Annotated in this window: 16 protein-coding genes and 2 tRNA genes; 4 read left to right on the plus strand and 14 right to left on the minus strand. The window is 64.7% G+C overall.

The genetic code is table 11. From position 1 onward, the window contains the following. The 3 genes from murA to leuC all read right to left on the minus strand — a co-directional run bounded on the left by murA (position 1) and on the right by leuC (position 3,554). Positions 1-1,326, minus strand: coding sequence for a UDP-N-acetylglucosamine 1-carboxyvinyltransferase (gene murA, locus M1E07_RS12520; protein WP_461187013.1), 1,326 nt, complete (start codon positions 1,324-1,326; stop codon positions 1-3). 150 nt (positions 1,327-1,476) lie between these two features. Then, positions 1,477-2,079: a 3-isopropylmalate dehydratase small subunit gene (gene leuD / locus M1E07_RS12525; RefSeq protein WP_461187014.1), complete on the minus strand. Its 603-nt coding sequence runs from the start codon at positions 2,077-2,079 to the stop codon at positions 1,477-1,479. Between the two features lie 8 nt (positions 2,080-2,087). After that, on the minus strand, positions 2,088-3,554 hold the full coding sequence (gene leuC, locus M1E07_RS12530; RefSeq protein ID WP_461187015.1) for a 3-isopropylmalate dehydratase large subunit: 1,467 nt from the start codon (positions 3,552-3,554) through the stop codon (positions 2,088-2,090). Positions 3,555-3,667: 113 nt separating this feature from the next. Between leuC and M1E07_RS12535 the strand changes: the two genes are divergently transcribed. Together M1E07_RS12535 and M1E07_RS12540 are read left to right on the plus strand one after the other, a co-directional pair. Beyond that, positions 3,668-4,387 (plus strand): IclR family transcriptional regulator, encoded by a 720-nt coding sequence (locus M1E07_RS12535; RefSeq protein WP_104042168.1) that lies wholly within the window; start codon positions 3,668-3,670, stop codon positions 4,385-4,387. 54 nt (positions 4,388-4,441) lie between these two features. Beyond that, complete coding sequence (locus M1E07_RS12540; protein ID WP_461187016.1) at positions 4,442-4,993, plus strand: DUF1697 domain-containing protein; 552 nt, start codon at positions 4,442-4,444, stop codon at positions 4,991-4,993. Between the two features lie 29 nt (positions 4,994-5,022). On the opposite strand, the gene M1E07_RS12545 is transcribed toward M1E07_RS12540, so the two are convergent. The 5 genes from M1E07_RS12545 to M1E07_RS12565 form a co-directional block, all read right to left on the minus strand. Then, a complete protein-coding gene (locus tag M1E07_RS12545) occupies positions 5,023-6,639 on the minus strand; it encodes a GTPase (RefSeq protein ID WP_461187017.1) in 1,617 nt (538 codons plus the stop codon). Beyond that, positions 6,636-8,351 carry a dynamin family protein gene (locus tag M1E07_RS12550; RefSeq protein ID WP_461190393.1) on the minus strand — a complete coding sequence of 572 codons (1,716 nt, stop codon included), beginning with the start codon at positions 8,349-8,351 and terminating at the stop codon, positions 6,636-6,638. Before M1E07_RS12550 ends, M1E07_RS12545 begins: the two co-directional genes overlap by 4 nt. A 582-nt stretch (positions 8,352-8,933) precedes the next feature. Continuing rightward, positions 8,934-9,009: transfer RNA gene (locus tag M1E07_RS12555), tRNA-Glu, on the minus strand. 144 nt (positions 9,010-9,153) lie between these two features. Further along, positions 9,154-9,225 (minus strand) — tRNA-Gln (locus tag M1E07_RS12560). A 176-nt stretch (positions 9,226-9,401) separates the two neighbouring features. Continuing rightward, positions 9,402-11,222 carry an O-antigen ligase family protein gene (locus M1E07_RS12565; RefSeq protein ID WP_461190394.1) on the minus strand — a complete coding sequence of 607 codons (1,821 nt, stop codon included), beginning with the start codon at positions 11,220-11,222 and terminating at the stop codon, positions 9,402-9,404. Positions 11,223-11,492: 270 nt separating this feature from the next. Here M1E07_RS12565 and M1E07_RS12570 point away from each other — a divergent pair, with 270 nt between their 5' ends. Further along, positions 11,493-16,448 (plus strand): SdrD B-like domain-containing protein, encoded by a 4,956-nt coding sequence (locus tag M1E07_RS12570; RefSeq protein ID WP_461187018.1) that lies wholly within the window; start codon positions 11,493-11,495, stop codon positions 16,446-16,448. Between the two features lie 89 nt (positions 16,449-16,537). Here M1E07_RS12570 and M1E07_RS12575 read toward each other — a convergent pair whose 3' ends face one another. The 4 genes from M1E07_RS12575 to M1E07_RS12590 are packed head-to-tail and all read right to left on the minus strand — an operon-like array spanning position 16,538 to position 20,471. Further along, positions 16,538-17,275: an HAD family hydrolase gene (locus M1E07_RS12575; RefSeq protein ID WP_461187019.1), complete on the minus strand. Its 738-nt coding sequence runs from the start codon at positions 17,273-17,275 to the stop codon at positions 16,538-16,540. Then, positions 17,275-18,789, minus strand: a complete 1,515-nt coding sequence (gene gltX / locus M1E07_RS12580) for a glutamate--tRNA ligase (RefSeq protein ID WP_461187020.1) — start codon at positions 18,787-18,789, stop codon at positions 17,275-17,277. Before gltX ends, M1E07_RS12575 begins: the two co-directional genes overlap by 1 nt. A gap of 59 nt (positions 18,790-18,848) precedes the next feature. Further along, positions 18,849-19,625: a fumarylacetoacetate hydrolase family protein gene (locus M1E07_RS12585; protein ID WP_461187021.1), complete on the minus strand. Its 777-nt coding sequence runs from the start codon at positions 19,623-19,625 to the stop codon at positions 18,849-18,851. Between the two features lie 42 nt (positions 19,626-19,667). Beyond that, on the minus strand, positions 19,668-20,471 hold the full coding sequence (locus M1E07_RS12590; protein WP_461187022.1) for an MBL fold metallo-hydrolase: 804 nt from the start codon (positions 20,469-20,471) through the stop codon (positions 19,668-19,670). A gap of 80 nt (positions 20,472-20,551) precedes the next feature. On the opposite strand from M1E07_RS12590, the gene M1E07_RS12595 reads away from it, so the two are divergent. Continuing rightward, complete coding sequence (locus M1E07_RS12595; protein ID WP_461187023.1) at positions 20,552-21,199, plus strand: hypothetical protein; 648 nt, start codon at positions 20,552-20,554, stop codon at positions 21,197-21,199. Between the two features lie 99 nt (positions 21,200-21,298). Here the strand turns inward: M1E07_RS12595 and M1E07_RS12600 are convergent, their stop codons facing one another. Beyond that, entirely contained in the window at positions 21,299-22,411 is a 1,113-nt protein-coding gene (locus M1E07_RS12600; RefSeq protein WP_461187024.1) for a branched-chain amino acid aminotransferase, read from the minus strand. Between the two features lie 104 nt (positions 22,412-22,515). Then, positions 22,516-23,568, minus strand: a complete 1,053-nt coding sequence (locus tag M1E07_RS12605; protein ID WP_461187025.1) for a 3-isopropylmalate dehydrogenase — start codon at positions 23,566-23,568, stop codon at positions 22,516-22,518. Positions 23,569-23,601: the final 33 nt, after the last annotated feature.

Here is a 23,601-nt window from a genome sequence, read left to right on the forward strand (position 1 = left end):
CTACTTCGTTGTGGTGATGTCGAAGTCGGCACCAAGTCCGGCGAGCTTTTCGGTGAAACGCTCGTAGCCACGGTTAATGATGTCGATCCCGGTCACCCGCGAGGTTCCGGTGGCGGCCAGGGCCGCGATCAGGTGGCTGAAGCCTCCGCGGAGGTCCGGCACGTCGATGTCGGTTCCCTTGAGCTGGGTGGGCCCGGAAATCACCGCGGAGTGGAGGAAATTGCGCTGGCCGAACCTGCAGGGAACGCTGCCCAGGCATTCACGGTGCACCTGGATGCTGGCGCCCATGCGGATGAGGGCATCAGTAAAACCAAACCGGTTTTCGTAGACGGTTTCGTGGACAATCGAGACGCCTTCGGCCTGCGTCAGCGCCACCACCAGCGGCTGCTGCCAGTCAGTCATAAAGCCGGGGTGCACGTCTGTTTCCAGGACCAGCGGGTTGAGCTTCCCGCCGCGGTGGTAGAAGCGGATGCCTTCTTCGCCGATGTCCATGCCGCCGCCCACCTTGCGGTAGGTGTTGAGGAAGGTCATCATGTCGCGCTGGGAGGCGCCTTCCACGTAGATGTCGCCTTTGGTGACCAGGGCAGCGGAGGCCCACGACGCCGACTCGTTGCGGTCCGACAGCGCGCGGTGGTTGTAGCCGCCGAGGTCGCGTACACCTTCAATGCGGATGGTGCGGTCGGTCTGGACACTGATGATCGCGCCCATTTTCTGCAGCACTGCAATGAGGTCGATGATCTCCGGCTCGGTAGCGGCGCCGGAAAGTTCGGTGATGCCCTCGGCCCGGGTGGCGCTGAGCAGCACCTGTTCGGTAGCCCCGACGGACGGGTACGGCAGGGAAATCTTGGCGCCGTGCAGGCCCCTCGGAGCGGAGATGTGGATGCCGCCCGGCCGCTTTTCCACCACGGCGCCGAACTGGCGGAGCACATCGAGGTGGTAGTCAATGGGACGGTCGCCGATCTTGCAGCCGCCAAGGTCCGGGATGAACGCTTCACCGATGGCATGGATCAGCGGGCCGCACAGGAGGATGGGAATCCGGGAGTCGCCGGCATGCGCGTCGATGGCTGTGCTGGGTGCGGTCTTGGCCGCCTTGGGGTCCAGGGTGAGGTCCCCGTTCACCGGATCCTTGACCACAGTGACTCCGTGCAGCTGGAGGAGGGAGGTGACTACCTCCACGTCCTTAATTTCCGGCACATTCCGCAACACCGACGGTTCGTTGCCCAGCAACGCCGCCACCATCGCCTTGGGAACGAGGTTTTTCGCTCCGCGGACGGTGACGCGGCCCGTAAGCGGGACTCCGCCGCGGATTGTCAGAATACTACTCATATACCGGTTTCCTAACGATGACTAGCCCCAAAATCCTTGCAAAGGCTCCAACCAAGCATAGGAGGTCGCGTTACCGAACCGAAATACGCGGACGACGGCGGCAGGGTGTGCCGTGCCGCCGTCGCCCCTGTCAGAGCTGCCTGAGCCGGCTCAGGAAAGGCGGGCCGGCAGGGTTTTCGGCTTGAAGGCGGGGCGGGTGGCTTCGTAGGCAGTGATGTCCGCCTCGTGCTGGAGGGTCAGCCCGATGTCATCCAGCCCTTCGAGCAGGCGCCACCGGGTGTAATCGTCGATGTCGAAGGGTGCCACAATGTTGCCGCAGACCACCGTCTTGGACACGAGGTCCACGGTGACCTCGGTCCCGGGAGCGTTCTCCAGTTCCTTCCAGATCAGTTCGATGTCATCCTGGGCGACTTCGGCGGCGAGCAATCCCTGCTTGCCCGAGTTGCCCCGGAAGATATCGGCGAACCGGGAGGAGAGCACGGTCTTGAAACCGTAGTCTTTCAGCGCCCAGACAGCGTGCTCACGGGAGGAACCGGTACCGAAATCCGGGCCCGCCACCAGTACGGAACCGGCGCTGAATGGCGCCTGGTTCAGGATGAAGGCCGGGTCCTTGCGCCACGCTGAGAACAGGGCGTCCTCGAATCCTGTGCGGGTGATGCGCTTGAGGTAGACCGCAGGGATGATCTGGTCCGTATCCACGTTGCTCTGGCGCAGCGGGACGCCGATTCCGGTGTGGGTAGTGAACTTTTCCATGGCGTGTCCTAGGCTGCGTCGGTGCGGATGGGGGTTTCGACAGGCTCAACCACCGGGTCTGGATCAAGGTCCGACGGCGAGCTGAGCGTGCCGCGGATGGCCGTGGCTGCTGCCACCACCGGCGACACCAGGTGGGTACGGCCGCCCTTGCCCTGCCGCCCTTCGAAGTTGCGGTTGGAGGTGGAGGCACAGCGCTCCCCCACGGCCAGCTGGTCCGGGTTCATGCCCAGGCACATGGAGCAGCCCGCGAAACGCCATTCCGCACCGAAGTCCTTGAAGACCTTGTCCAGGCCCTCGGCCTCGGCCTCCAGGCGGACACGTGCCGAACCGGGCACCACCAGCATCCGGATGTTCGGATCCTTCCGGCGGCCGCGGATGATGTCCGCGGCGGCGCGCAGGTCCTCCATACGGGAGTTGGTGCAGGATCCGAGGAAGACCGTGTCAACCCGGATGTCCTTCATGGGCGTGCCCGCCTCGAGGCCCATGTACTGCAGGGCGCGCTCGGCGGCGGCCTTGGCGTTTTCGTCGCCGAAGTCCTCAGGGGACGGCACTGATTCGGACAGCGAGACGCCCTGGCCGGGGTTGGTGCCCCAGGTGACGAACGGCTCCAGGGTGTCGGCGTCCAGGTCCACCTGTACATCGAAGGTGGCGTCGTCGTCGGTACGCAGGGTGTTCCAGTACTCGACGGCGGCATCCCATTCGGCGCCCTGCGGGGCGTGCGGACGGCCCTGCATGTAGTCGTACGTTGTGTCGTCCGGCGCCACCATTCCGGCGCGGGCACCGGCTTCGATGGACATGTTGCAGATGGTCATCCGGGCGTCCATGGACAACGCGCGGATTGCGGAGCCGCGGTACTCCAGGACGTAACCCTGGCCGCCGCCGGTGCCAATCTTGGCGATGACGGCAAGGATGATGTCCTTGGCGGTGACGCCGGGCCGCAGCGCGCCTTCAACGTTGATGGCCATCGTTTTGAACGGCTTCAGGGACAGCGTCTGGGTGGCCATGACGTGCTCCACCTCGGAGGTGCCAATGCCCATGGCCAGCGCGCCGAAAGCACCGTGGGTGGAGGTGTGCGAGTCGCCGCAGACAACAGTCATGCCCGGCTGGGTAAGGCCCAGCTGCGGGCCCACCACGTGCACGATGCCCTGCTCGGCGTCGCCGAGGGAATGCAGCCGGACACCGAACTCGGCGCAGTTGTTGCGCAGGGTCTGGATCTGGGTGCGGCTGGTCAGATCGGCGATAGGCTTGTCGATGTCCAGCGTGGGAGTGTTGTGGTCCTCCGTGGCGATGGTCAGGTCAGGTCGGCGCAGCCTCCTGCCGGCCAGCCGCAGGCCCTCAAAAGCCTGGGGCGACGTGACCTCGTGGACAAGGTGGAGGTCGATGAAGAGAAGGTCCGGCTGGGCGTTGGCTCCGTCGCCGTCGCCTTTGCGCACCACGTGTGCGTCCCAGACTTTCTCGGCCAATGTCTTTGCCATGGCCATCTCCCTTCACTGCTGTTTGGCTGATGAGTTCCACTGAACCAGTACGCCTTCGCACTGCGCCAGCCGAAAGATTTGCATCTCAGATAATGAGACGGCAATATCATTACATGGACAATTCTAGTGGAGTCGGTGTCATTGATAAAGCGGCCCATGTACTTGATGCACTCGAGGCCGGCCCCACCACATTGGCACAGCTGGTAGCCGCTACCGGACTGGCCCGGCCCACCGTCCACCGCCTTGCCCTGGCCCTTGTCCATCACCGGCTGGTGAGCCGGGACATCCAGGGCCGCTTTGTCCTGGGAAGCCGGCTGGTTGAGCTGGCGTCGGCTGCAGGCGAGGACCGTTTGATCGCTTCCGCCGGCCCTGTGCTGATGCAGCTGCGCGACGCCACGGGCGAAAGTGCACAGATCTTCCGCAGGCAGGGCGACTGGCGCGTTTGCGTCGCCTCCGCCGAGCGCCCCATCGGGTTGCGCGACACCATCCCGGTGGGCACGCAGCTGTCCATGAAGGCAGGATCGGCTGCCCAGGTCCTGCTTGCGTGGGAGGACCACGACCGCCTTCTTGAGGGGCTGCAGTCGGCCCGCTTCACGCCCACTGTCCTGGCAGGCGTACGACGGCGGGGCTGGGGCCAGAGCCTCGGCGAACGCGAGCCGGGGGTCGCCTCAGTTTCCGCACCCGTGCGGGGACCTTCCGGCCGGGTCATAGCCGCTGTTTCAATTTCCGGGCCGATCGAGCGCCTCACCCGGCAGCCCGGCAGGCTCCACGCAGAAGTGGTCTGCAACGCGGGCCGGGTCCTCACCGAGGCCCTGCGCAAGAACAACGATTGACGCAAGAACAGCGGTTGACACCCTGCGCCGGCTGCTGCCGCTAGGATTTTCGCCATGGGCAGCTATGCAGTGTTTCTCCGGGGCATCAACGTGGGCGGCATCAATATCAAAATGGCCGAGCTCCGGGAAGCGCTGAAGGCCGCGGGCTTTTCCGATGCCCGTACCCTGCTTGCCAGCGGAAACGTGGTGCTGGCCAGCAGCCTGGATGCGTCAGCGGTGAAGCGGGAGTGCGAGAAGCGCCTCCGCGAAGCATTTGGCTATGACGCATGGGTGGTGGTGCTTGAGGCCGCCCGCGTGTCCGAACTGGTGGCAGCCTGCCCCTACCCGGACGATGACAACAGCACCCACACCTACATCACGCTCTCATCGGACCGAGCGATGCTGGATGAACTCGATGCTGCCGGAGCGGTGTTGGAAGGGGCGGAGCAGAAGAGGCTGGGTCCCGAGGCACTGGCCTGGCTGGCACCCGCCGGCGGCACACTGGACAGTCCTTTCAGCAAGATCTCCGCCAAACCCAGGTTCAAGGCCTCGACCACAACCCGGAACCTGCGGACCCTGATCAAGGTCCGGGACGCCGCTGCGGAACTCGCGGCCGCCGGCAGTTAGCCGCCTCCCAGTTCCCGAAGGGGCGGTGCCTATCCCGCCTCAGCCGTCTTCAGCGCGGCATTGAAAGCGGCAAGCCTGGTGACTTCCACCTCCACGGGATCCACCACAAGTTCCTGGGCCACTGCGGCCACCGCAGCATTAAGCCGTCTCCCCGCCCTCGCCGCCCGTGCATTTGCCGCGGCAGCGGCAATAAAGCGGCCGGTAATGGCCAAAAAGATCCCCAGCACCACCCCGGCTGCGACCATCAGCGTAGGCAGCGGCCAGCCCTCAACCCTTGGCACCTCCGGAACGGGCATCTGGAAATAGCCAAGGGCGGCCATGACGCCGAGCCAGCCCAAGCCTCCAAGTACCGTGAGCAGGGCAAGCCATTGCACCACATTGAACACTCCCCACCACCAGGACCTGCGGTTGGCAGCAAGATCCGTTCCGGCGATGGCCTGGTCAAGCGCGTCCGGAAGGCGTTCCCTCCCCTCGCGGGCCGCACCCCGGATGGCGGCCCGCCATGGACCGGGAGCACCCGCACTGGCGGTATCGGCGAACTCCCGGACCGCGGCGTCCGTCCGGGCCCGCTCCGGCGCCCCCGCCGGCGGCAGCGAGGTCCGGTTCAGCTCAGACGGAGCAGCACTTCGCAGATTGAGTCGGCGCAGCGGATCAGGCCGGAACCTGGAGAGCCACCTGGTCACCGGCCACCCCGTGCGCTTCACGGACTCGAGCCGGTAGGACTGGGCTACCGCCCGAACCACCGTGGGTACGTTGGCTGCCACCGCGAGCTCTTCAGCCAGGCGTGCCTTTGCCGCCGAGCGGACACCTGCGGCTTCTCCCCCGCCGGAAACCGCGCCCAGTTCCGCGGAAGCCCTGGTGATGTCTGCAGCGAGCCGCTGCGACTGGGCTTTCCGCTTTACCGCTACGCTCCGGATGGCCCCACGGACCTTGTCCACCCCTGCCCCTGTCAAGGCGGAGGCGGCGAGCACCTGGACCTTGGCAAGTCCGTCCCGGGCAAGGATGGACCGCAAGGATTCCAGGACGGGCTGCACGTCCTGCTCCGGCAGCCGGTCCACCTGGTTGAGGACCACCAGCGTCACGGCGCCATGCGAGGCCAGGCGCGACAGGAAGTCATTGTGCACGGCTGCGTCCGCGTACTTCTGGGGATCGAGAACCCAGACCAGGACGTCCACCAGGCCCACCATCCGCTGGACCACTTCGCGGTTTGCTGCCCTGGTGGAATCGAAGTCCGGCAGGTCCAGCAGGATCAGGCCGGTTTCCTCATCAGCGAACCCTTCCACAGCTGCGGCGTGGTGCCGGTTGCGGACGTCCAGCCAGTCGAGCAGGGGTTCGCTGCCCTCGGCTCCCCAGACCCCCGCCAAAGGCTCCGACGTCGTTGGGCGGCGGGCTGCCGCCGTCGCAATTTCAGCTCCGCTGACCGCGTTGAAAAGGGAGGACTTGCCACTTCCGGTGGCGCCGAAGAACCCCACCACGGTGTGGTCGGCCGAAAGCGACCGGCGTGAAGTGGCACGCTCAAGGACGCTGAACACTTCCTGGAGGGACTCGTCGGGAAGGACACCTTCACCAAGCTCGCGGGCATCGTTGAGGGCCGAAAGCCGGCGGTCAAGCCGCGAGGCATCGCGGGTGTCGCTGTGGCGGCTCATGCGTTGTCCGCCAGCCGGACCAGTGCGTCCGCTTGGGCGGCAAGGGCCTGCGGGGCGCCTACATCGCGCTCCGGCAGCCGGGACAGGAACTTCTGCCGCTCGTCCTGCAACAGGCGCTGGCAGCGGGCGTGAAGGTCCTCGCGCGCTTTTTCGGCCATGCGCCGGACCGCGTCCTCGCCGAAGACCGCTTCAAGCAACCGCTGGCCCACCACAGCGGTTCCGCCCGCCACGCCAACCTCCAGTCCTGTCAGTCCGGCGGTCATCGAGAACACAACTATCATCAGGGCTGCACCCAGTCCGTTGATCCCAAAGGACAGCCAGCGGGCCTGGGTCCGCTTTCCCTGGCCTTCGGTGCGGATCAGTTCCATCAGCGCTTCCTGCCAGGCCCTGATTTCGGTGGCGGTCCGGTCCCCGAAGCCCGGCGTAGTCCCGGAGAGGTCATCCGTCCCGAGCAGTTGGCGCCCCGCGGAGTCGGTCCGCCAGCGGTGGTCGGCATCTTCGGCGGCATTTGCAGCCTCGTCGATGATGACGGCCTGCAGGCCTGTCTCGATGGCTGCTTCGACCCGCACGGCGGGGGCCGGCTCGCCGCGGAAGAACGCGCCCAGCCGATCACGGAACCGGCCGACGTTTTGCTCCAGCACACGAAAAAACTCGCCGGTGCCCACGAAGTCCTGCCAGCGGGCAAGCACTTCTCCGCGCAGCAGGGCGCCGTCCTTGGTGGCGTCGAGGATACGGCCGGCAGCATCGCTGTAGGCCGCCACCGCAGCGGCTTCGAGGTTGTCCGCCGCAACCTGCTGTTCCCGGGCAGCCTGTGCCACGGCAGCAACACGGCTGGCCAGCGCCCTGACGGTCCCGTTAAGCGTACGCCGGGCGATTTCTGAACGGCCGGCGGCATCTGCGGCCAGCTCTGCGAGCCAGGTCCGCAACGGGAGGACTGTGGCGGCCGGCAGCATGCCCAGCGGATCCAAGGGGGTCTCCGGGATGATAAACAGCTGTGCCGCGCCCAGGCCCTCCCGGTCCAACAGGCTACGCAGGTCCTCGCTGACTTCTGTTTCCGCCTCCGGCGGTACGCGGTCCAGCACCACCGCCACCATGATGTCCCGGGAGGCTGCGTCGAGGAGCAGTTTCCAGGGGACGGCGTCGGCGTAGCGGTTGGCGGTTGTGACAAAGATCCATAGATCGGCAGCGGCGAGGAGCTGCGCTGCCAGCTTGCGGTTGTCATCCGAAATCGAGTCGACGTCGGGGGCGTCCAGGACCGCGATTCCTGCAGGGACTGCGGGTTCGGCCACGAGAACGAGGGAGGACATGGCACCCGCGTCCGGGATGGCGCCTGCGCGGCTGGCCGGCACCGGGCTGCTGGTGACGTATCCCCGGATCCTGCTCAGGCTGGGCAGGACGCGCTGGCCCTCAAACCAGGCCGCCTCCGACGGGTGGTGCAGAAGGATGGGCTGGCGGGTGGTGGGGCGGATAGCGCCCGACCGCGTGACGGGGTGGCCAACCAATGCGTTGACCAGCGTGGACTTGCCCGCGCCCGTGGAACCGCCAACGACGGCCAGGAGCGGAGCGTCAAGGCTGCGGTACCGGGGAAGGATGTAGTCATCGAGCTGGGCCACCGCACCGGCGGCATCGCGCCGGGCCTGCTCCGCATCCGGCAAGGCCAGCGGCAGTGCCGCGCCGGCAAGATCACCGCGCACCTCTTCCAGCAGGGTCACTGCCGCCAAAGCCGGCAGGGCCGTCTGCGGATCGTGCGGAGAGTCTTGCTCGTTCCGTGAGGTCACAGCAACATCATGCCAGTTCAGGGTGGCCTTGGTCCCGTTCCTGCCCACCGGCACAGTTGCAAAAGTATGTGCAGCCCCTGGTTCCTCAACGCTCCATCACCTCCCGCAGCATCCCCTCCAACGCCCCATCACCTCCCGCAGCATCCCCTCCAACGCCCCATCACCTCCCGCAGCATCCCCTCCAACGCCCCATCACCTCCCGCAGCATCCCCTCCAACGCCCCATCACCTCCCGGAGCATCCCCTCCAACGCCCCATCACCTCCCGCCCGCAGCCCTTTGGGGCAGCGCTCTATCAGTTCGTGGTGGGGTTCGACGGCGGTGCTGCCGCAGGCAGCGTGCCGGGAGTACCTCCGGCTGATTCGCAAGAGTAGTGGGGCGTCCCAAATTGATGCAGGACGTGATGGAGCGTCCCCCCAATATGTAGCGGGACGTGATGGAGGGTAGCCCGGGTATGGGGGCGACGTGTTTGAGGGCAAAGCAAAATGGCCCCGGGCATTTGCCCGGGACCATTTCATTGGTGACCCCAGCGGGATTCGAACCCGCGTTACCGCCGTGAGAGGGCAGCGTACTAGGCCGCTATACGATGGGGCCGCGTACTTCCAGGAAGCTTGCGCTTCCAACCGGGTTTTAGCCGGTCTGCTCAGTGAGTATTTCATACACTCAGCGAGTGTTTCAAATCGGCGGACCGGCTTGAAACCCCTGATTTTTAACACCTTTTCAGTGCCTGAACCAGAGCTGGGATACCAGGACTCGAACCTAGAATGACGGTACCAGAAACCGTAGTGTTGCCAATTACACCATATCCCAATGATACTTTTGGGCCGGAGTTTCAGGCCTCAACCTGTGCTCCGTGCGCCTCAGCACGAGAAATTACTCTACCCGAGAGTTTCGGCTGGCACAAATCGGCCAGCAAGCCGCATATTGAGTTATCGGGCGCAACGTAGGTTGCCTGGTCAGGTTCCGGGCAATCCATGGGAGGGCGCTTAGCCGGCAGCAAGTTCCTGGGCACGTAGCAGAGCTTGCCGGGCATTCTCCACGTCCCCTAACCGATCGTAGATTCCGGCCAGGAGGAGCCAGGGCGTGTCCAACGATGGTTCCAATGACGCCGCGAACTGCAGGTCCGCTATCCCTTCGCCTGCGTTGCCGAGTCCAAAGTTAGCCACCCCACGCTGGACGTAAACCCCGGCCGAATAGGGCGCCAGTTCCGTAAGCCCGTCCAGCCGCGATTTGGCTTCCGGCAGCCTCCCGCCGTAAAGGCAGCCGATGGCCGCAGCTATCCCGGCTTCCAGGGACTGGGGCGTCGAATCCAATGCCTGGTCGCCCCATTTCGTCGCGGCACGGGCAGCCTCCGTGTTCCCATCGGTAGCCGGGCCAGCGAAGGCTTGCGCTGCCAGCAGTCTGACGTCCGTGTCCCAGGGGCGGAGGCGGAGGGCCGTTTGGAAAGAGGCCTCTGCGCCGGCAATGTCGCCCAGGCGGGCAGCCCGGGCGCCGTTAGCCATGGGCCACTCGGCTGCGGCTGCCGGCACAACCACGGCGAGTGCTGCTGCTGCCAGCACCAACGCCGCTGCACACGGCCTCGCCGCCCGGGCAGCCGGTGGCAACCACGGCAGTGCCCTTCGATGCAGTTCCACTCCCACGAGTCCGCCACAGATAAACGCAACCAGACCGGTGGTCCCGGGGGAAGTGAAATGCGTCAAGAGCGCGAGGGCATAGGCAGCCACCGCGGCCAGCGCGGCAATCAACTGCTGGCGCTGGCGAAACTCCTGGCAATGCCGGATCTTCGCCAGCGCCGTTTTCACGAACAGGCAGGCAAAAAAGGCAGCGATAAGGAGCAGTGGAACTCCCCCTGCGGAGAGCAGCTGAAGAGGCAGGTTGTGGGGCGAATCCGTAGGAAAGGCGTCGCCTGTTCGTTCAGCCCATAATCTATCCAGGTAGCCCGGCAAAACGTCGACAAAGCCGCTGGGGCCTGCCCCAAACCATAAACGTTCCTGGACGAACAACCAGGTCCGCTCCCACAGCATCCACCTCCCATCAACGGTTCCTGCTGAGAAAAGCCGCGAGCCGGCCGCCGGGACCAGGAGGGCTGAGCCTGCGAATATCGCAAGCGCCACGAGAGGGAGTGCAACCAGGGACCAGGGGGCCGTGCCCCCACGGCTCTTCAGCCACAGAACTGAGGCGACAACAACAACGATTGCAGCTCCCATCAAGGCTGCCCGCGAAGCAGAAAGGAACACCACTGCCAGGGCAGCAAGGAAGCCGGCGCGCTGAATCCACCGCTGAACCGGACCAGGTCCCTTCGGGAAGGCCGAGAGGACCCCCGCAATCACCAGTCCGATGAGACCTTGATCAGTGGCATTGCCGAGGGTGGCTCCTGGGCGGGCGTCCGCCACACCACCCAACGGGCGGAGACCGGCGGCTTCCAGCCCACTGATGACCACCAGGACCATTGCCACGATTGCGAGCGACAACCTGAGACGGCCCCACGCCCGGCCTGCAATTTCTCCACCTAAAAGCCTTGCTCCTGCCGCAAACAGCGCAATGTAGACGCCTATAGTGAGGATGCCTTCATATCTGGGCCACCTGCCTGCGATGCTTACCGCGGGCGCCGCAGACGACAGCATCGCCGCGGCGATCCAGACAGCCCCGGCTGCAACGGTCCAAGTCACCCATCTGGGAAGGCGCGCGGCAGCGGGCGAAAGAACGGCACAAACCAGGGCCGCCAGCAGGATCAGCAGTTTGACCCACACGAACCGGAACAGCCCTCCGGGCTGGAATGCCAATACCGAAGCGGCAACCAGGGCCATGGACACGGCCGGGAACCCTGATATCCACCGGGTGTACCGTCCGGTAGCCCCACGTGAATTTGTCCTCAACCGAGCCCCATCCTGAAATTCGATAAATCACACCGTACTTGCAACAGCACTATCAATTGCGGCGTTCCCAATCTTGAGCCAAAACTGCGGGTTTCCTTCGTTTCAAAAGCTACCGGATAGTTAGACTAAGGCGTTATTTGACAACTGAATGCTGGCACGGCGCATGCGCTGCTGAAGGCACTTTTATTTGGGGGGATAGAAATGCTCGAACAGAGCATACGTTTCCGCGCGCGGTTTTTGACTGCGTTTGCGGTGCTTTCGGCTTTACTTTTCTTCGGGTTAACGCCGGCTAATGCCGCTGACCTGAACAATGCGACTATTAGCGGCACGGTCACCGTGCCTGCCGGCGTTGAGCGGAGCAATCTGAGCATCAGTGCACAGTCCGCTGAAGGCCACCACCGCTGGGGCCAGTTCAACGATGACGGAACCTTCGTCGTCACCGATCTCCCTGCCGGCAGTTACAAGCTGCAGGTCGGGGGCTACGCCACCGGGGCCCTGGAACAGTGGTACGGAGGCACATCACTCGAGACCGCCACTGAAGTAATTGTTACAGCCGGCCAAAGTGTTACCGGCATTAATATTGCGCTGGTCAAAGGGGCATCGATTGCTGGAAAAATCAGCTTCCCGCCCGGAGTGGACATAACGTACCTCAACGTCTATGCCCAAGAATATGAACATTCCAATTACCGGTACGGCCAGATCAATCCTGACGGAACATATAAGATCGTCGGGCTGCCCGCCGGTACGTTCAAGCTCCACTTCTCCGGTTCAAATTCCGGGGCGATGGACGTCTGGTACGGCAACGCCGGGTCCTTCCAGACCGCTACGCCGGTCACGCTCACTGCGGGCCAGGACCTTCCTGGCATCGACGCCACGCTCGTCAAGGGTGCCTCCGTCAGCGGCCGGGTGACAGCCCCGGCCGGCGTTGACCTTTCGAACATCAATGTGTCCATCCGCGGTGCTGAAAGCATGTCCTTCACCGGCTATGGCTACGCCAACGAGACCGGCGACTACTCGATCAAAGGACTGCCGGCGGGAAGCTACAAAGTGCAGTTTTCCTCGTTTGACTCCGGCCTCCTGGACACCTGGTACGAAAATGCTGAGTCCTTTGAGAGCGCGACGGTACTAACAGTGTCCGCCGGCCAGGACCTGGCAGCAATCAATGGTGGCCTTGTTAACGGCGCCTCAATCAGCGGCAAGCTCACAGCTCCCGCCGGAGTTGACCTAACCTCGGTGTACGTCAGTGCCTACTCGGCCAACAGGGCAAGCTCACGTTCTGGGCAGGTCGATGCCGATGGCAACTACACAGTCCAGGGCCTTCCCGCGGGAACCTATAAAATCGAGTTCCGCTCGGACACCAGTGGCGCCCTGACCCAGTGGTACACGAACGGTACGTCCTTCGAAACCGCCACTGCGGTGCAGGTCAGTGCGGGCCAGGCCCTCGGCGGAATAAACGCCACTTTGGTCAAGTCCGCATCAATCAGCGGAGTGGTCACCGCTCCCGCAGGAGTGGACAAGAGCAGGGTGTCAGTTCTTGTCAGCCCCGTGAACAATTCCAGCCTGACCGTCCATTCCGCCGGCATCGCGCCCGACGGCACCTACAAGGTCTCTGGCTTCCCGGCCGGAAGCTACACCGTCATGTTTAGCGCCTTTGGGTCAGGCGCCCTGAACCAGTGGTATCCCATGTCCCAGGCTGGTCCGGCAGCTGTCAGCTTTTCGACTGGCCAGGACCTCACCGGAGCGGATGTCACGCTGGTGAAGGGATCTTCAGTCGGTGGCAAAATCACCGCGCCCGCCGGCACCGATATGGCAGCTTTGACGGTCCTCCTCAGGCGTACTGACGATCCACGGGCGTATGGGATGTCAACGTCCGTAAACGTTGATGGAACCTACAGGTTTCTAGGTCTCGCTGCCGGAACATACAGCGTTGAATTTTTCGGCAATGGAACCGGACTCCTCAGCCAGCAGGGGACGGACGGCAAAGCCATCGTCCTCGCGGCCGGGCAGGATGTGAACGACGTCAACACCACCATGGCGACAGGGGCTGCCATCAGGGGCAAGCTCACCGTTTCCACCGGCGTAGACGTCACCTCACTCAGGGTTAATGCCTATCTGGAGGATGGCACGACCTACGCCTCGCAGGGCTCCGTCGCCCCGGATGGGACCTACAAAGTAAGTGGCCTTCCCGCCGGCAAATACAAGGTCCAGTTCGCCGGAAGCGGTTCCGGTGCTCTTGATGAATGGTTCGACAATGCAGCGGATGCTGCTGCGGCCACAACCATCGTCCTCACAACGGCACAGCAGCGCACCGGAGTCGACGCCACCCTGGCCGAGGGCGGAACCATCAGCGGAAAGGTAGTCGCCGGAGCCGGTGTCAACCTCTCCACCGGCTGGACCTACGCGACGATTTTTGGCGCCGAAACCGGCAATTCAGCCGTGTCCACGCCAAGTATTGCGCCGGACGGCAGCTTTAGCTTGCGGGGCCTTACCGCCGGAAACTACAAGATCCTTTTTTCGTCCTACAACACCGGAGCGGTGAACCGCTGGTTCGGCGGAAGTGACACCTTTACCGCAGCCGCAACGATTGCCGTGGGCGCCGGCCAAAAAGTGACCATAGCCGACACGACGCTGGTCAAGGGTGCCACCATCACCGGGAAAATTACAGGACCCGCTGGAACCGACTTTTCCTCCGCCCGGGTCTTCGCCCACCTCTCGGGGTCAGAACCCAACGGACAGTTCAACAGCCCCGTCAACTCCAACGGCGAGTACAGCATTACAGGACTCCCCGCCGGAGCCTTCAAGGTAAAGTTCGACGGCGGCGTGAGCGGCGCGGCCCAGACATGGTACGGCGGCTCCAGCGAATCGAGCGCAACATCCCTGACGCTGGCCACGAGCCAGACCCGGTCCGCGGTGGACATCACAGCCGTTGTCGGCGCAACGCTCACCGGCAAAGTCAGCGGCGGCTCATCCAACCATAGCTATCCCGTCGACATTCTCGATTCGGCCGGCAACACCATCATGAACCGGTATACGAGCAGCGACGGAACCTACAGCGTCCGGGGCCTGGCCGCAGGATCCTACAAGGTGGCCTTCAACCGTTCCAGCGGCTACACCACCACTGAGGAAGCCCAGTTCTACAACAACAAACCTGAGTCTGCAGGCGTCGCCCAGGCCCAGTCCATTGTTGTTGGCTCCGGGCAGTCTGTCCCCAACATCAATGCCACCCTGGTTCAGGGCGGCTCTATTACCGGCACTGCAACTGACCTGGCCGGCAAGCCAGTCGCAGGCACAGGAGTGCTGGCCTACACCTCCAACGGGTCACTGATAGCCAGGACCGGCGTCACAGATGCCGCGGGCAAGTACTCAATCCAGGGCCTCAGCACGGGTCTCTACCTGTTGAAACTGCGGGGAAGCACTCCGCTGCTCGCCGACCTCTACTCCGGCAACACCACCAGCGAAGCAGCAGCCACTCCGGTCGCCGTCACCGCAGGCCAGCCCACTGCACTCGACCTCGAATACGCAACGGCGCAGGTGACAACGACGGTGCCCACTATCACCGGCACCCCCAAGGTCGGCTCGGTCCTGACGGCGGTTCCCGGCGCGTGGGGACCGTCACCGGTGACCCTGGCCTACCAGTGGAAAGTCAACGGCACACCCGTCACAGGCGCCACAGCCGGGACCTACAAGCCGGTTGCGGCCGACGCCGGCAAAACCGTGACGGTGTCGGTGACCGGCACAAAAACCGGCTACGCCAATGCGGTGAGCACATCTGTTCCATCGGGCACGGTGATGGCCCTCAACCCGGTCCTTACGGCGCCGGCGCCCACCATCATCGGCACCGCAAAGGTGGGCTCGCTGCTGACGGCGGTTCCCGGCACCTGGGGACCATCACCGGTAACCGTGGCCTACCAGTGGAAGGCCAGCGGCATCGCCATCACCGGCGCCACCACGGCCACCTACAAACCGGTTGCGGCCGACGTCGGCAAGACACTCACCGTCACAGCCACCGGCACCAAGGCGGGCTACACCACTGCGGCAAAAACCTCAGTGGCAACAGCGGCCGTCGCCCGCGGAACACTCACCGCACCGGTGCCCACCATCACCGGCACCGCCAAGGTCGGCTCCCTGCTGACCGCGGTTCCCGGCACCTGGGGACCCGCACCGGTAGCCCTGGCCTACCAGTGGAAGGCCAGCGGCATCGCCATCACCGGCGCCACCACGGCCACTTACAGGCCAGTCGCCGCCACCCTCGGCAAGACACTCACCGTCACCGTGACCGGGAGCAAAACCGGCTACACCACCGCGGCAAAAACCTCAGTGGCAACAGCGGCCGTGACCCGCGGAACACTCACCGCACCGGTGCCCACCATCACCGGCACCGCCAAGGTCGGCTCCCTGCTGACCGCGGTTCCCGGCACCTGGGGACCCGCACCGGTAGCCCTGGCCTACCAGTGGAAGGCCAGCGGCATCGCCATCACCGGCGCCACCACGGCCACTTACAGGCCAGTCGCCGCCACCCTCGGCAAGACACTCACCGTCACCGTGACCGGGAGCAAAACCGGGTACAACACCGCGGCAAAAACCTCAGTGGCAACAGCGGCCGTGACCCGCGGAACACTCACCGCACCGGTGCCCACCATCACCGGCACCGCCAAGGTCGGCTCCCTGCTGACCGCGGTTCCCGGCATCTGGGGACCCGCACCAGTAACCTTGGCCTACCAGTGGAAGGCCAACGGCATCGCCATCACCGGCGCCACAGCCCGCACCTACACACTGGCGGCGGCCACCACCGGTAAAACCATCACCGTCACCGTGACCGGAACCAAAGCCGGGTACACCACCGCGGCGAAAACCTCGGTGGCAACGCGGACGGTCATGGCCCTGAACCCTGCCTTGGTCTCCCCGGCCCCAAAGATCACCGGGACTGCCGCGGTCGGATCGGTCCTGACCGCGGTCCCCGGCACGTGGGGACCCGCACCGGTAACCCTGACCTACCAATGGAAGGCCAACGGCGTCAGCATCAGCGGCGCCACGGCCGTCATCTACACACCTGTGGCAGGCAACCTCGGCAAGACACTCACCGTCACCGTAACCGGGACCAAGCCCGGATACACCACCACGGCGAAAACCTCGTTGGCAACAACCGCAGTCAAGTAGGGCGGCAACCGCCAGGAACGGCCCCCACGGAAAAGAGTCCGTCAGCAAACGCTGGCGGACTCTTTTCTTTGTCAATCCAATGGGCGGCGTCAGGCCAGCAGCTGGTCCAGCGAGCCGACTTCGTGACCCTCAAACCCCGGCGCGGGCTCCCCTGCCCGGTTGAGCCAGACGCCCAGGAGGCCGGCCGCCGTCGAGCCCTCGGCATCAAGGAGGCGGTTGTCTCCTACGTACAGGGTGACAGCTGGGTCGGTTCCCAGGAGCCGGACGCCCTCGAGATAGATGGCTGGATCAGGTTTCGCCACGCCCAGGGTGTCCGTTCCCACCAGGCGCCTGACGCGCTCGAGTCCTGCGCCGTCCAGTTTGGCCCGCTGGTAATCATGCACGTTGTTGCTGACGGCGCCGTAGGGGATGCCAGCTTTGTCCAGGAGATCGAGCAGCGGCATCACGTCAGGAAAAGGCTTCACGTAGGCCGGCTGCTTCTCCATGTACGCGCTAAGCCACTGGTGCGATTGCTCGCCCTCGCCAAGCTCAACCCCGAAGTGGCCCAATGCTGCCCGGCCGCGCAGCAGGCGCTGTTCGTTGAACGTCAGTTCCCCGGCGAGGTACCGGTCATAGTAGTGCGTGGTCTCATGGGTGAAGATCCGTCCGAACCGTTCCCACCCGGCCTGGTCAAGGCCGGGCAGGAGGTGTTCGCTGACCTCGCGCAGGGCAGTGGTCATCGAGTATTCGAGGTCCACCAGGGTGTCATCGATATCGAAGAGCACTCCCCGGACTGTGCCGAAGGGAGTGGCCAGTACTGCGCCGCCTGCCCTGCTGGGAGCTTCCATCAGCCGCGAAAGGTGCGGAGCCGGGCCAAGGACGAGTCCTTGCCCAGGATCACCATGGACTCGAACAGCGGCGGTGAGATGCGTCGGCCGGAGATGGCGGTGCGCACCGGACCGAAAGCCAGGCGCGGCTTGATGCCCATGTCCTCCACCAGCGCCTGTTTCAGCGCGGCCTGGATGTTTTCCGGCTTCCAGTCCTGGACGGGTTCCAGGGCGGCGAGGGCGGCGTCCAGAACTTCAGTGAGGTTCGCGGGCAGGCCCTTGCGGGCATCATCTGCCACGTCGATCGCGTCGTCGGCCTTGAACAGGAAGCCGAGCATCTCCGGCGCTTCGCCCAGCAGGGTGATGCGTTCCTGGATGAGAGGCGCAGCTTCGGTGAGGATTTCTTCCTGCCGTGCGGTGAGCTGCCCGTCCACGAAGCCTTCTGCCAGCAGGTACGGTACAAGCCGCCCACGGAAGTCTTCCGGGTTGAGCATGCGGATGTGGGTGCCGTTGATGGCCTCCGCCTTTTTGATGTCGAACCGGGCCGGGTTGGCCAGGACGTCCTTGACGTCGAAGTATTCAATCAGCTGGTCCACCGTGAAGATGTCCTCATCGGCGGAAAGGCTCCAGCCCAGCAGCGAAAGGTAGTTCAGCAGGCCTTCGGGAATGAAGCCCCGGTCGCGGAGCAGGAAAAGGTTCGACTGCGGATCACGCTTGGACAGCTTCTTGTTGCCCTCCCCCATCACATACGGGAGGTGGCCGAAGAGCGGCAGGTAGCTGGCGACGCCGATTTCGATAAGGTAGCGGATCAGCACTACCTGCCGCGGGGTGGAGGAAAGGAGGTCCTCACCGCGCAGCACGTGGGTGATCCCCATCAGGGCGTCGTCTACGGGATTTACGAGCGTGTACAGCGGCGAGCCGTCGGCGCGGACGATGACGTAGTCAGGGATACTGCCGGCCTTGAACGTGATGTCGCCCCGGACCAGGTCGGTGAAGACAACGTCCTCGTCAGGCATCCGGACTCGCAGGACGGGCTTGCGCCCCTCGGCCTTGAATGCCGCGAGCTGATCTTCGGTGAGTTCGCGGTCGAAGTTGTCGTAGCCGAGCTTGGGGTCGCGGCCGGCGGCACGGTGGCGCGCCTCGACCTCTTCCGGGGACGAATAGCATTCGTAGGCGTAACCGGCCTCCAGGAGCTTGGCTACGACGTCCTTGTACAGGTCCAACCGCTGTGACTGCCGGTACGGCTCGTGTGGACCGCCTACCTCCACACCCTCTTCCCAGGTGATTCCCAGCCACTTCAGGGCCTCCAGCAGCTGCTGGTAGCTCTCTTCCGAGTCCCGTGCCGCGTCCGTATCCTCGATCCGGAACACGAAGGTGCCCTTGGTGTGCTTGGCGTGGGCCCAGTTGAACAGGGCCGTCCGGATCAGGCCAACGTGCGGTGTCCCAGTAGGCGACGGGCAGAACCGGACGCGCACCGGGGTGTCGGCAGTGACGGACGGGATGGAGGCAGCAGAAGACGCAGAAGCAGTAGTCATAGTGGCTCCAACTTTACCGCTTGCCGCGGGCTGCCCCCGTCCGGTTCAGGCCCGGAGGATCAACGGCGGACCACGGGGTTGGACAGGCGCCCAATGCCTTCGATCTCGACTTCGTAGCGGTCGCCGGCCTTCACAAGTCCCACGCCCGCCGGGGTGCCGGTCATGATGACATCACCGGGCAGCAGTGTGAAGGCCTGCGAGACGATGGAAACCAGTTCGCGGACGCCGCGGATCATCTGGCTGGTACTGCCGTCCTGGCGCAGTTCGCCGTTCAGCCGGCCCTGGATGGCCAAATCCTCGGTGTCCAGTTCGGTTTCAATCCACGGGCCCAGCGGCGCTGAGGTGTCGAAGCCTTTGGCACGGGTCCATTGGAGGTCGCTCTTCTGGACATCCCGTGCAGTGAGGTCGTTGCCGCAGGTGTAGCCGAAGATGACGTCGTCCACGCGTTCCTCGGGCACATCCTTGCAGATCCGGCCGATCACCACGCACAGCTCAGCCTCGAAGGAGACTTCCTCGGAGAACTCCGGCAGCACCACGGGATCATTGGGACCAACGACGGCGGTGTTGGGCTTCAGGAAGAGGAGCGGCTGGGCAGGAACCTCGTTGCCGAGTTCGTGCGCGTGCTCCACGAAGTTGCGTCCCACGCCTATCACCTTGCTGCGGGGAATGATGGGGGCCAGCAGCCGGACGTCTTCCAGCTTGTGCCGGACGGAGGTACGCTCCACCCCATTGAAGAAGGGGTCTCCATGGATGACAGTGATTTCCTCACTGCCCGTGTCACCTTCAACAACGCCGTAGAGGGGATCAGAATCGACGACAAACCTGGCAATACGCATGGCTCCTACCCTACCGTCTCGCCACGGCCGCACCCGTCCGGCCTACCGCCCGCCGGCATCGCCCCGGAGGTAGTGGAGCTGAGCGGCAACAGACGTTTCCGCGGCACGCCGCACAGAAGGGTCGACGTCGGCATAGACAACGTCAGTGACGTCGCCGGCTGTGGCATCCCGGCCCAACAGGTCCAGCGCCGCGCGGATCTGCGCCAGCCGTTCGAGGCGGTGGGTGCGGTAGTCCCGGACGACATCCGCTAGGGAGGGCAGCACAGGTCCGTGGGCGGGCAGGACGGTGGCTGGTCCCAGCGCTTCCAGCCTGTCCAGGGAGGCCAGGTAGTCTCCGACGGTCCCGTCCGGATAGTCGAGCATGGTGGTGCCGCGGCCAAGGATGGTGTCCCCTGTCAGCACGGAACCCTGTGGTCCGTCGCCCGAAAGGTGGAAGCACACGGAATCCGACGTGTGGCCGGGTGTCGCGAGCACGGTGATGCCCACTCCGGCCGCATGGATCACCTCACCGGCCCGCAGGGGTTCTCCCCCGCCGTGGCAGTGGCCCGGATCGGCGGCCCGGACCGGCGCGCCGGTGAGTTGATGCAGCCGCTCGGAGCCCGCGGTATGGTCCGCGTGGCGGTGCGTAATGAGGATGAGGTCAATGAAGCCGGCACCGGCGAGTGCCTGGAGGTGGGCCTCGTCCAGCGGACCCGAATCAACCACTACGGCGCCCGTTTGACCGGGCTCCCGCAGCACGTAGGAATTGGTGCCGGCCAGGCTCATAGGCCCGGGATTGGGGGCCAGGACGAACTGCGTCAGGGCGGAGCTGCGCTGCAGGATGGGGCCGGAAGTTGAAGTCACCATCCCATCTTTGCATCGGCACGTGCTCCACCGCCGTTCCGCGGGAAGGGACGCCGCCGGAATAGAACAGGGCGGGCTCCGGGTTGAGCACGAATGAAGAGCAAACGATCTCGCAGGAAGCCGGAACCACATACATGAACACCACAACCACGCTTGCAGACCTCCTCGCCGAAGCTGATGCCGCGGGCCACGACCATGCCGCAACGGAGAAGAACAGCGGACTCCGGCACATCCACAACCACGCGACGGGCAGCATTGTCTGGTTTCCCACGTGGAAGAAGTTCCGCGAGACCGCCGACTGGAGCGAGGCGGTGGACGGCCTTACCGAGGATCTCAAGGCGGGTACAGCGCGCGTGGAGGAATCGGCATCCGGGCTCCTGGCGGAAGAACTGGACGTGCTCCTGAAACGTGCCGCTGCCTCCGGCGACGCCACCCTGTTTGTCCAGGAGAACCTCACGCCCCACCTGATAAGGACCTGGGCTGTGGGGGACGCGGTCGCGAAGGCAACCGGGCAGGAGCTGCCTACCGGCAGCACCACGCCGTCCGTCTTTGCCGGCTATCCCTACGATGTCTATGCCCAGGACGGCGGCGTCTTTGCCACGACGTTGTGGAACGACATCGTCGACGCCCGAACCAACCGCGCACTGGCCGAAGAAGCGGCCCGGAAGGCCCTGAAGCCTGTCTCCCGGAAAGCCCGGAAGAATGCTGCCAGGAAAGCCGCCCGCCGCTAGCCCTCTCCCGGGAGAAGGAACAGACCCCAGCAAAACGGCGCCTGACAGGTGGAAACCTGCCAGGCGCCGTCGTTATTTGAGTGCCGCCTGAGACCGGAGCTAGGCGAGCCGGGTCAGCCAGCCGTGTGTGTCGGGAACGGCTCCGGTCTGGATGCCGAGCAGCTTTTCGCGGATGGCCATGGTGGTCTCCCCCGCCTTGGCATCGTTTGAGCCGATGAACTCGGTGGCGTCCTTAAGGACCCCGATCGGGGTGATGACAGCGGCCGTGCCGCAGGCGAAGACCTCCGCAACCTCGCCGGAGGCAACGCCGTCGCGCCACTCGTCCAGGGTGATCTTCCGCTCGCTGACTTCGCGGCCCATGTCCTTGGCCACCTGGATGACGGACATGCGGGTGATGCCTTCGAGGATGGTACCGGTGAGCGCAGGCGTCACCAGCGAGCCGTCCTTCATCACGAAAAAGACGTTCATGCCGCCCAGTTCTTCAACCGCATTGTCGTTGAACTGGTCCAGGAAGAGGACCTGCTTGCAGCCGTTGGCTTCGGCCTCCTGCTGCGCAATCAGCGAAGCCGCATAGTTGCCGCCGCATTTTGCATCGCCGGTTCCGCCGCGGCCCGCACGGGCGTATTCGCGTGAGATCCAGATGGATACGGGCTCAAGTTCACCGCCGAAGTAGTTGCCTGCCGGTGAGGCGATCACCCGGAAGGAAACCTCCCGGGCGGCACGGACGCCCAGGAAGGCCTCGGTGGCGATCATGAACGGCCGCAGGTACAGGGACTCGCCGTCCCCGTCCGGCACCCATTCCTTGTCGGCGGAAACGAGCTCGCGGATGGCGCCGAGGAAGTACTCTGCCGGCAGCTCGGGAAGCGCGAGCCTGCGGGCGGACTTGTTCAGGCGGGCAGCGTTGGCCTCGGGGCGGAAGGACCAGACGGACCCGTCGGCGTGACGGTAGGCCTTGAGTCCTTCAAAGATCTCCTGGCCGTAGTGCAGCACTGCAGCTGACGGATCCAGGGAAATGGGCCCGTAGGCTTCCACCCTGGCGTTGTGCCAGCCGCCGTTGCCGTTCGCGTCCACGCTGTAGTCCACGATGGCGGTGTGGTCGGTGAAGTGGTTGCCGAATCCCGGGTTGGCCAGGATTGCTGCACGCTCTTCAGCAGACTTCGGGTTGGCCGAGGGCTGCTGGCTGAAGTCGACGCCATGGGCGGTCTGAGTCATGGTTCCTCCACGATCGGCCGCCTTGCATTCAGCAGTGAACGGCAAGGCGGCATTTGGTGATTCGAGACAAGCTTACGCCCGATGCAGGAGGCCCTGGCACGGGGTTAAAGACCGGCGGCGATGGCGTCGCCCACGGCACTGGTGGTGCGTGCACCGCCGTCGCGCTTCTCGACGTCGGCAACTACCGCCGCTTCGATCCTGCGGGCCGCGCGGGTGTAGCCGAGGTGGTCCAGCAGGAGGGCTGCGGACAGGATGGCGGCGGTGGGGTCGGCCTTGCCCTGGCCGGCAATGTCGGGGGCAGAGCCGTGGACGGGTTCGAACATGGACGGCGCAGTGCGGTCCATATTGATGTTGCCGGATGCTGCCAGCCCGATGCCGCCGGTGATGGCCGCGGCAAGATCGGTGAGGATGTCGCCGAAGAGGTTGTCGGTGACGATCACGTCGAAGCGGGACGGATCGGTGACCATAAAGATGGTTGCGGCGTCCACGTGCAGGTAGTCGTGGGTGACTTCCGGGAACTCCTGTGCCACGGCCTCCACCGTGCGCTTCCAGAGGTGCCCGGCGTAGACCAGGACGTTGTGCTTGTGGACCAGGGTGACGTGCTTGCGCTCCCTCGCGCTGGCACGGCGGAAGGCATCCCGGACAACGCGCTCAACACCGTGGGCGGTGTTCAGCGAGACTTCGGTGGCCACCTCGTGGGGAGTTCCGGCGCGGAGGGTGCCGCCGTTGCCGACGTAGGGACCTTCGGTGCCTTCGCGGACCACAATGAAGTCAATGACGCCGGGGTTGGCCAGCGGGCTGCCCACGGTTCCGTAGAGCCGGGACGGCCGCAGGTTGACGTAGTGGTCCAGGCTGAAGCGGAGCTTGAGCAGCATCTCGCGCTCAATGATGCCGGAGGGGATGCGGGTATCGCCGGGGGCTGCACCGACAGCGCCGAACAGGATGGCATCCCGGGTACGAAGATCGGCCAAAACGTGGTCCGGCAGGGTTTCGCCCGTGGCCAGCCAGTGCTCCGCGCCGAGCTTGTAGTGCGTCTGCTTGAGCTCGACGCCCTCGGAAGCCACAGCCTTTTCCAAGACTTTGAGTGCTTCCGCAATGACCTCAGGGCCAATGCCGTCGCCGGGAATAACTGCAAGATCGATGGAGGATGCGCTCATGTTTTCAGGGTAGCCAAGACATCCATATGCTGG

The organism is Arthrobacter sp. Z4-13 (assembly GCF_054792705.1).

Coding starts and splice junctions, on each gene's coding strand:
- M1E07_RS12570 (WP_461187018.1), top strand. CDS start 11,493: ATGCTCGAACAGAGCATACGTTTCCGCGCGCGGTTTTTGACTGCGTTT.
- leuD (WP_461187014.1), bottom strand. CDS start 2,079: ATGGAAAAGTTCACTACCCACACCGGAATCGGCGTCCCGCTGCGCCAG.
- M1E07_RS12575 (WP_461187019.1), bottom strand. CDS start 17,275: ATGGAAGCTCCCAGCAGGGCAGGCGGCGCAGTACTGGCCACTCCCTTC.
- M1E07_RS12600 (WP_461187024.1), bottom strand. CDS start 22,411: ATGACTCAGACCGCCCATGGCGTCGACTTCAGCCAGCAGCCCTCGGCC.
- M1E07_RS12605 (WP_461187025.1), bottom strand. CDS start 23,568: ATGAGCGCATCCTCCATCGATCTTGCAGTTATTCCCGGCGACGGCATT.
- M1E07_RS12545 (WP_461187017.1), bottom strand. CDS start 6,639: ATGAGCCGCCACAGCGACACCCGCGATGCCTCGCGGCTTGACCGCCGG.
- M1E07_RS12535 (WP_104042168.1), top strand. CDS start 3,668: ATGGACAATTCTAGTGGAGTCGGTGTCATTGATAAAGCGGCCCATGTA.
- M1E07_RS12585 (WP_461187021.1), bottom strand. CDS start 19,625: ATGCGTATTGCCAGGTTTGTCGTCGATTCTGATCCCCTCTACGGCGTT.
- gltX (WP_461187020.1), bottom strand. CDS start 18,789: ATGACTACTGCTTCTGCGTCTTCTGCTGCCTCCATCCCGTCCGTCACT.
- M1E07_RS12540 (WP_461187016.1), top strand. CDS start 4,442: ATGGGCAGCTATGCAGTGTTTCTCCGGGGCATCAACGTGGGCGGCATC.
- murA (WP_461187013.1), bottom strand. CDS start 1,326: ATGAGTAGTATTCTGACAATCCGCGGCGGAGTCCCGCTTACGGGCCGC.
- leuC (WP_461187015.1), bottom strand. CDS start 3,554: ATGGCAAAGACATTGGCCGAGAAAGTCTGGGACGCACACGTGGTGCGC.
- M1E07_RS12590 (WP_461187022.1), bottom strand. CDS start 20,471: ATGGTGACTTCAACTTCCGGCCCCATCCTGCAGCGCAGCTCCGCCCTG.
- M1E07_RS12565 (WP_461190394.1), bottom strand. CDS start 11,222: ATGGCCCTGGTTGCCGCTTCGGTATTGGCATTCCAGCCCGGAGGGCTG.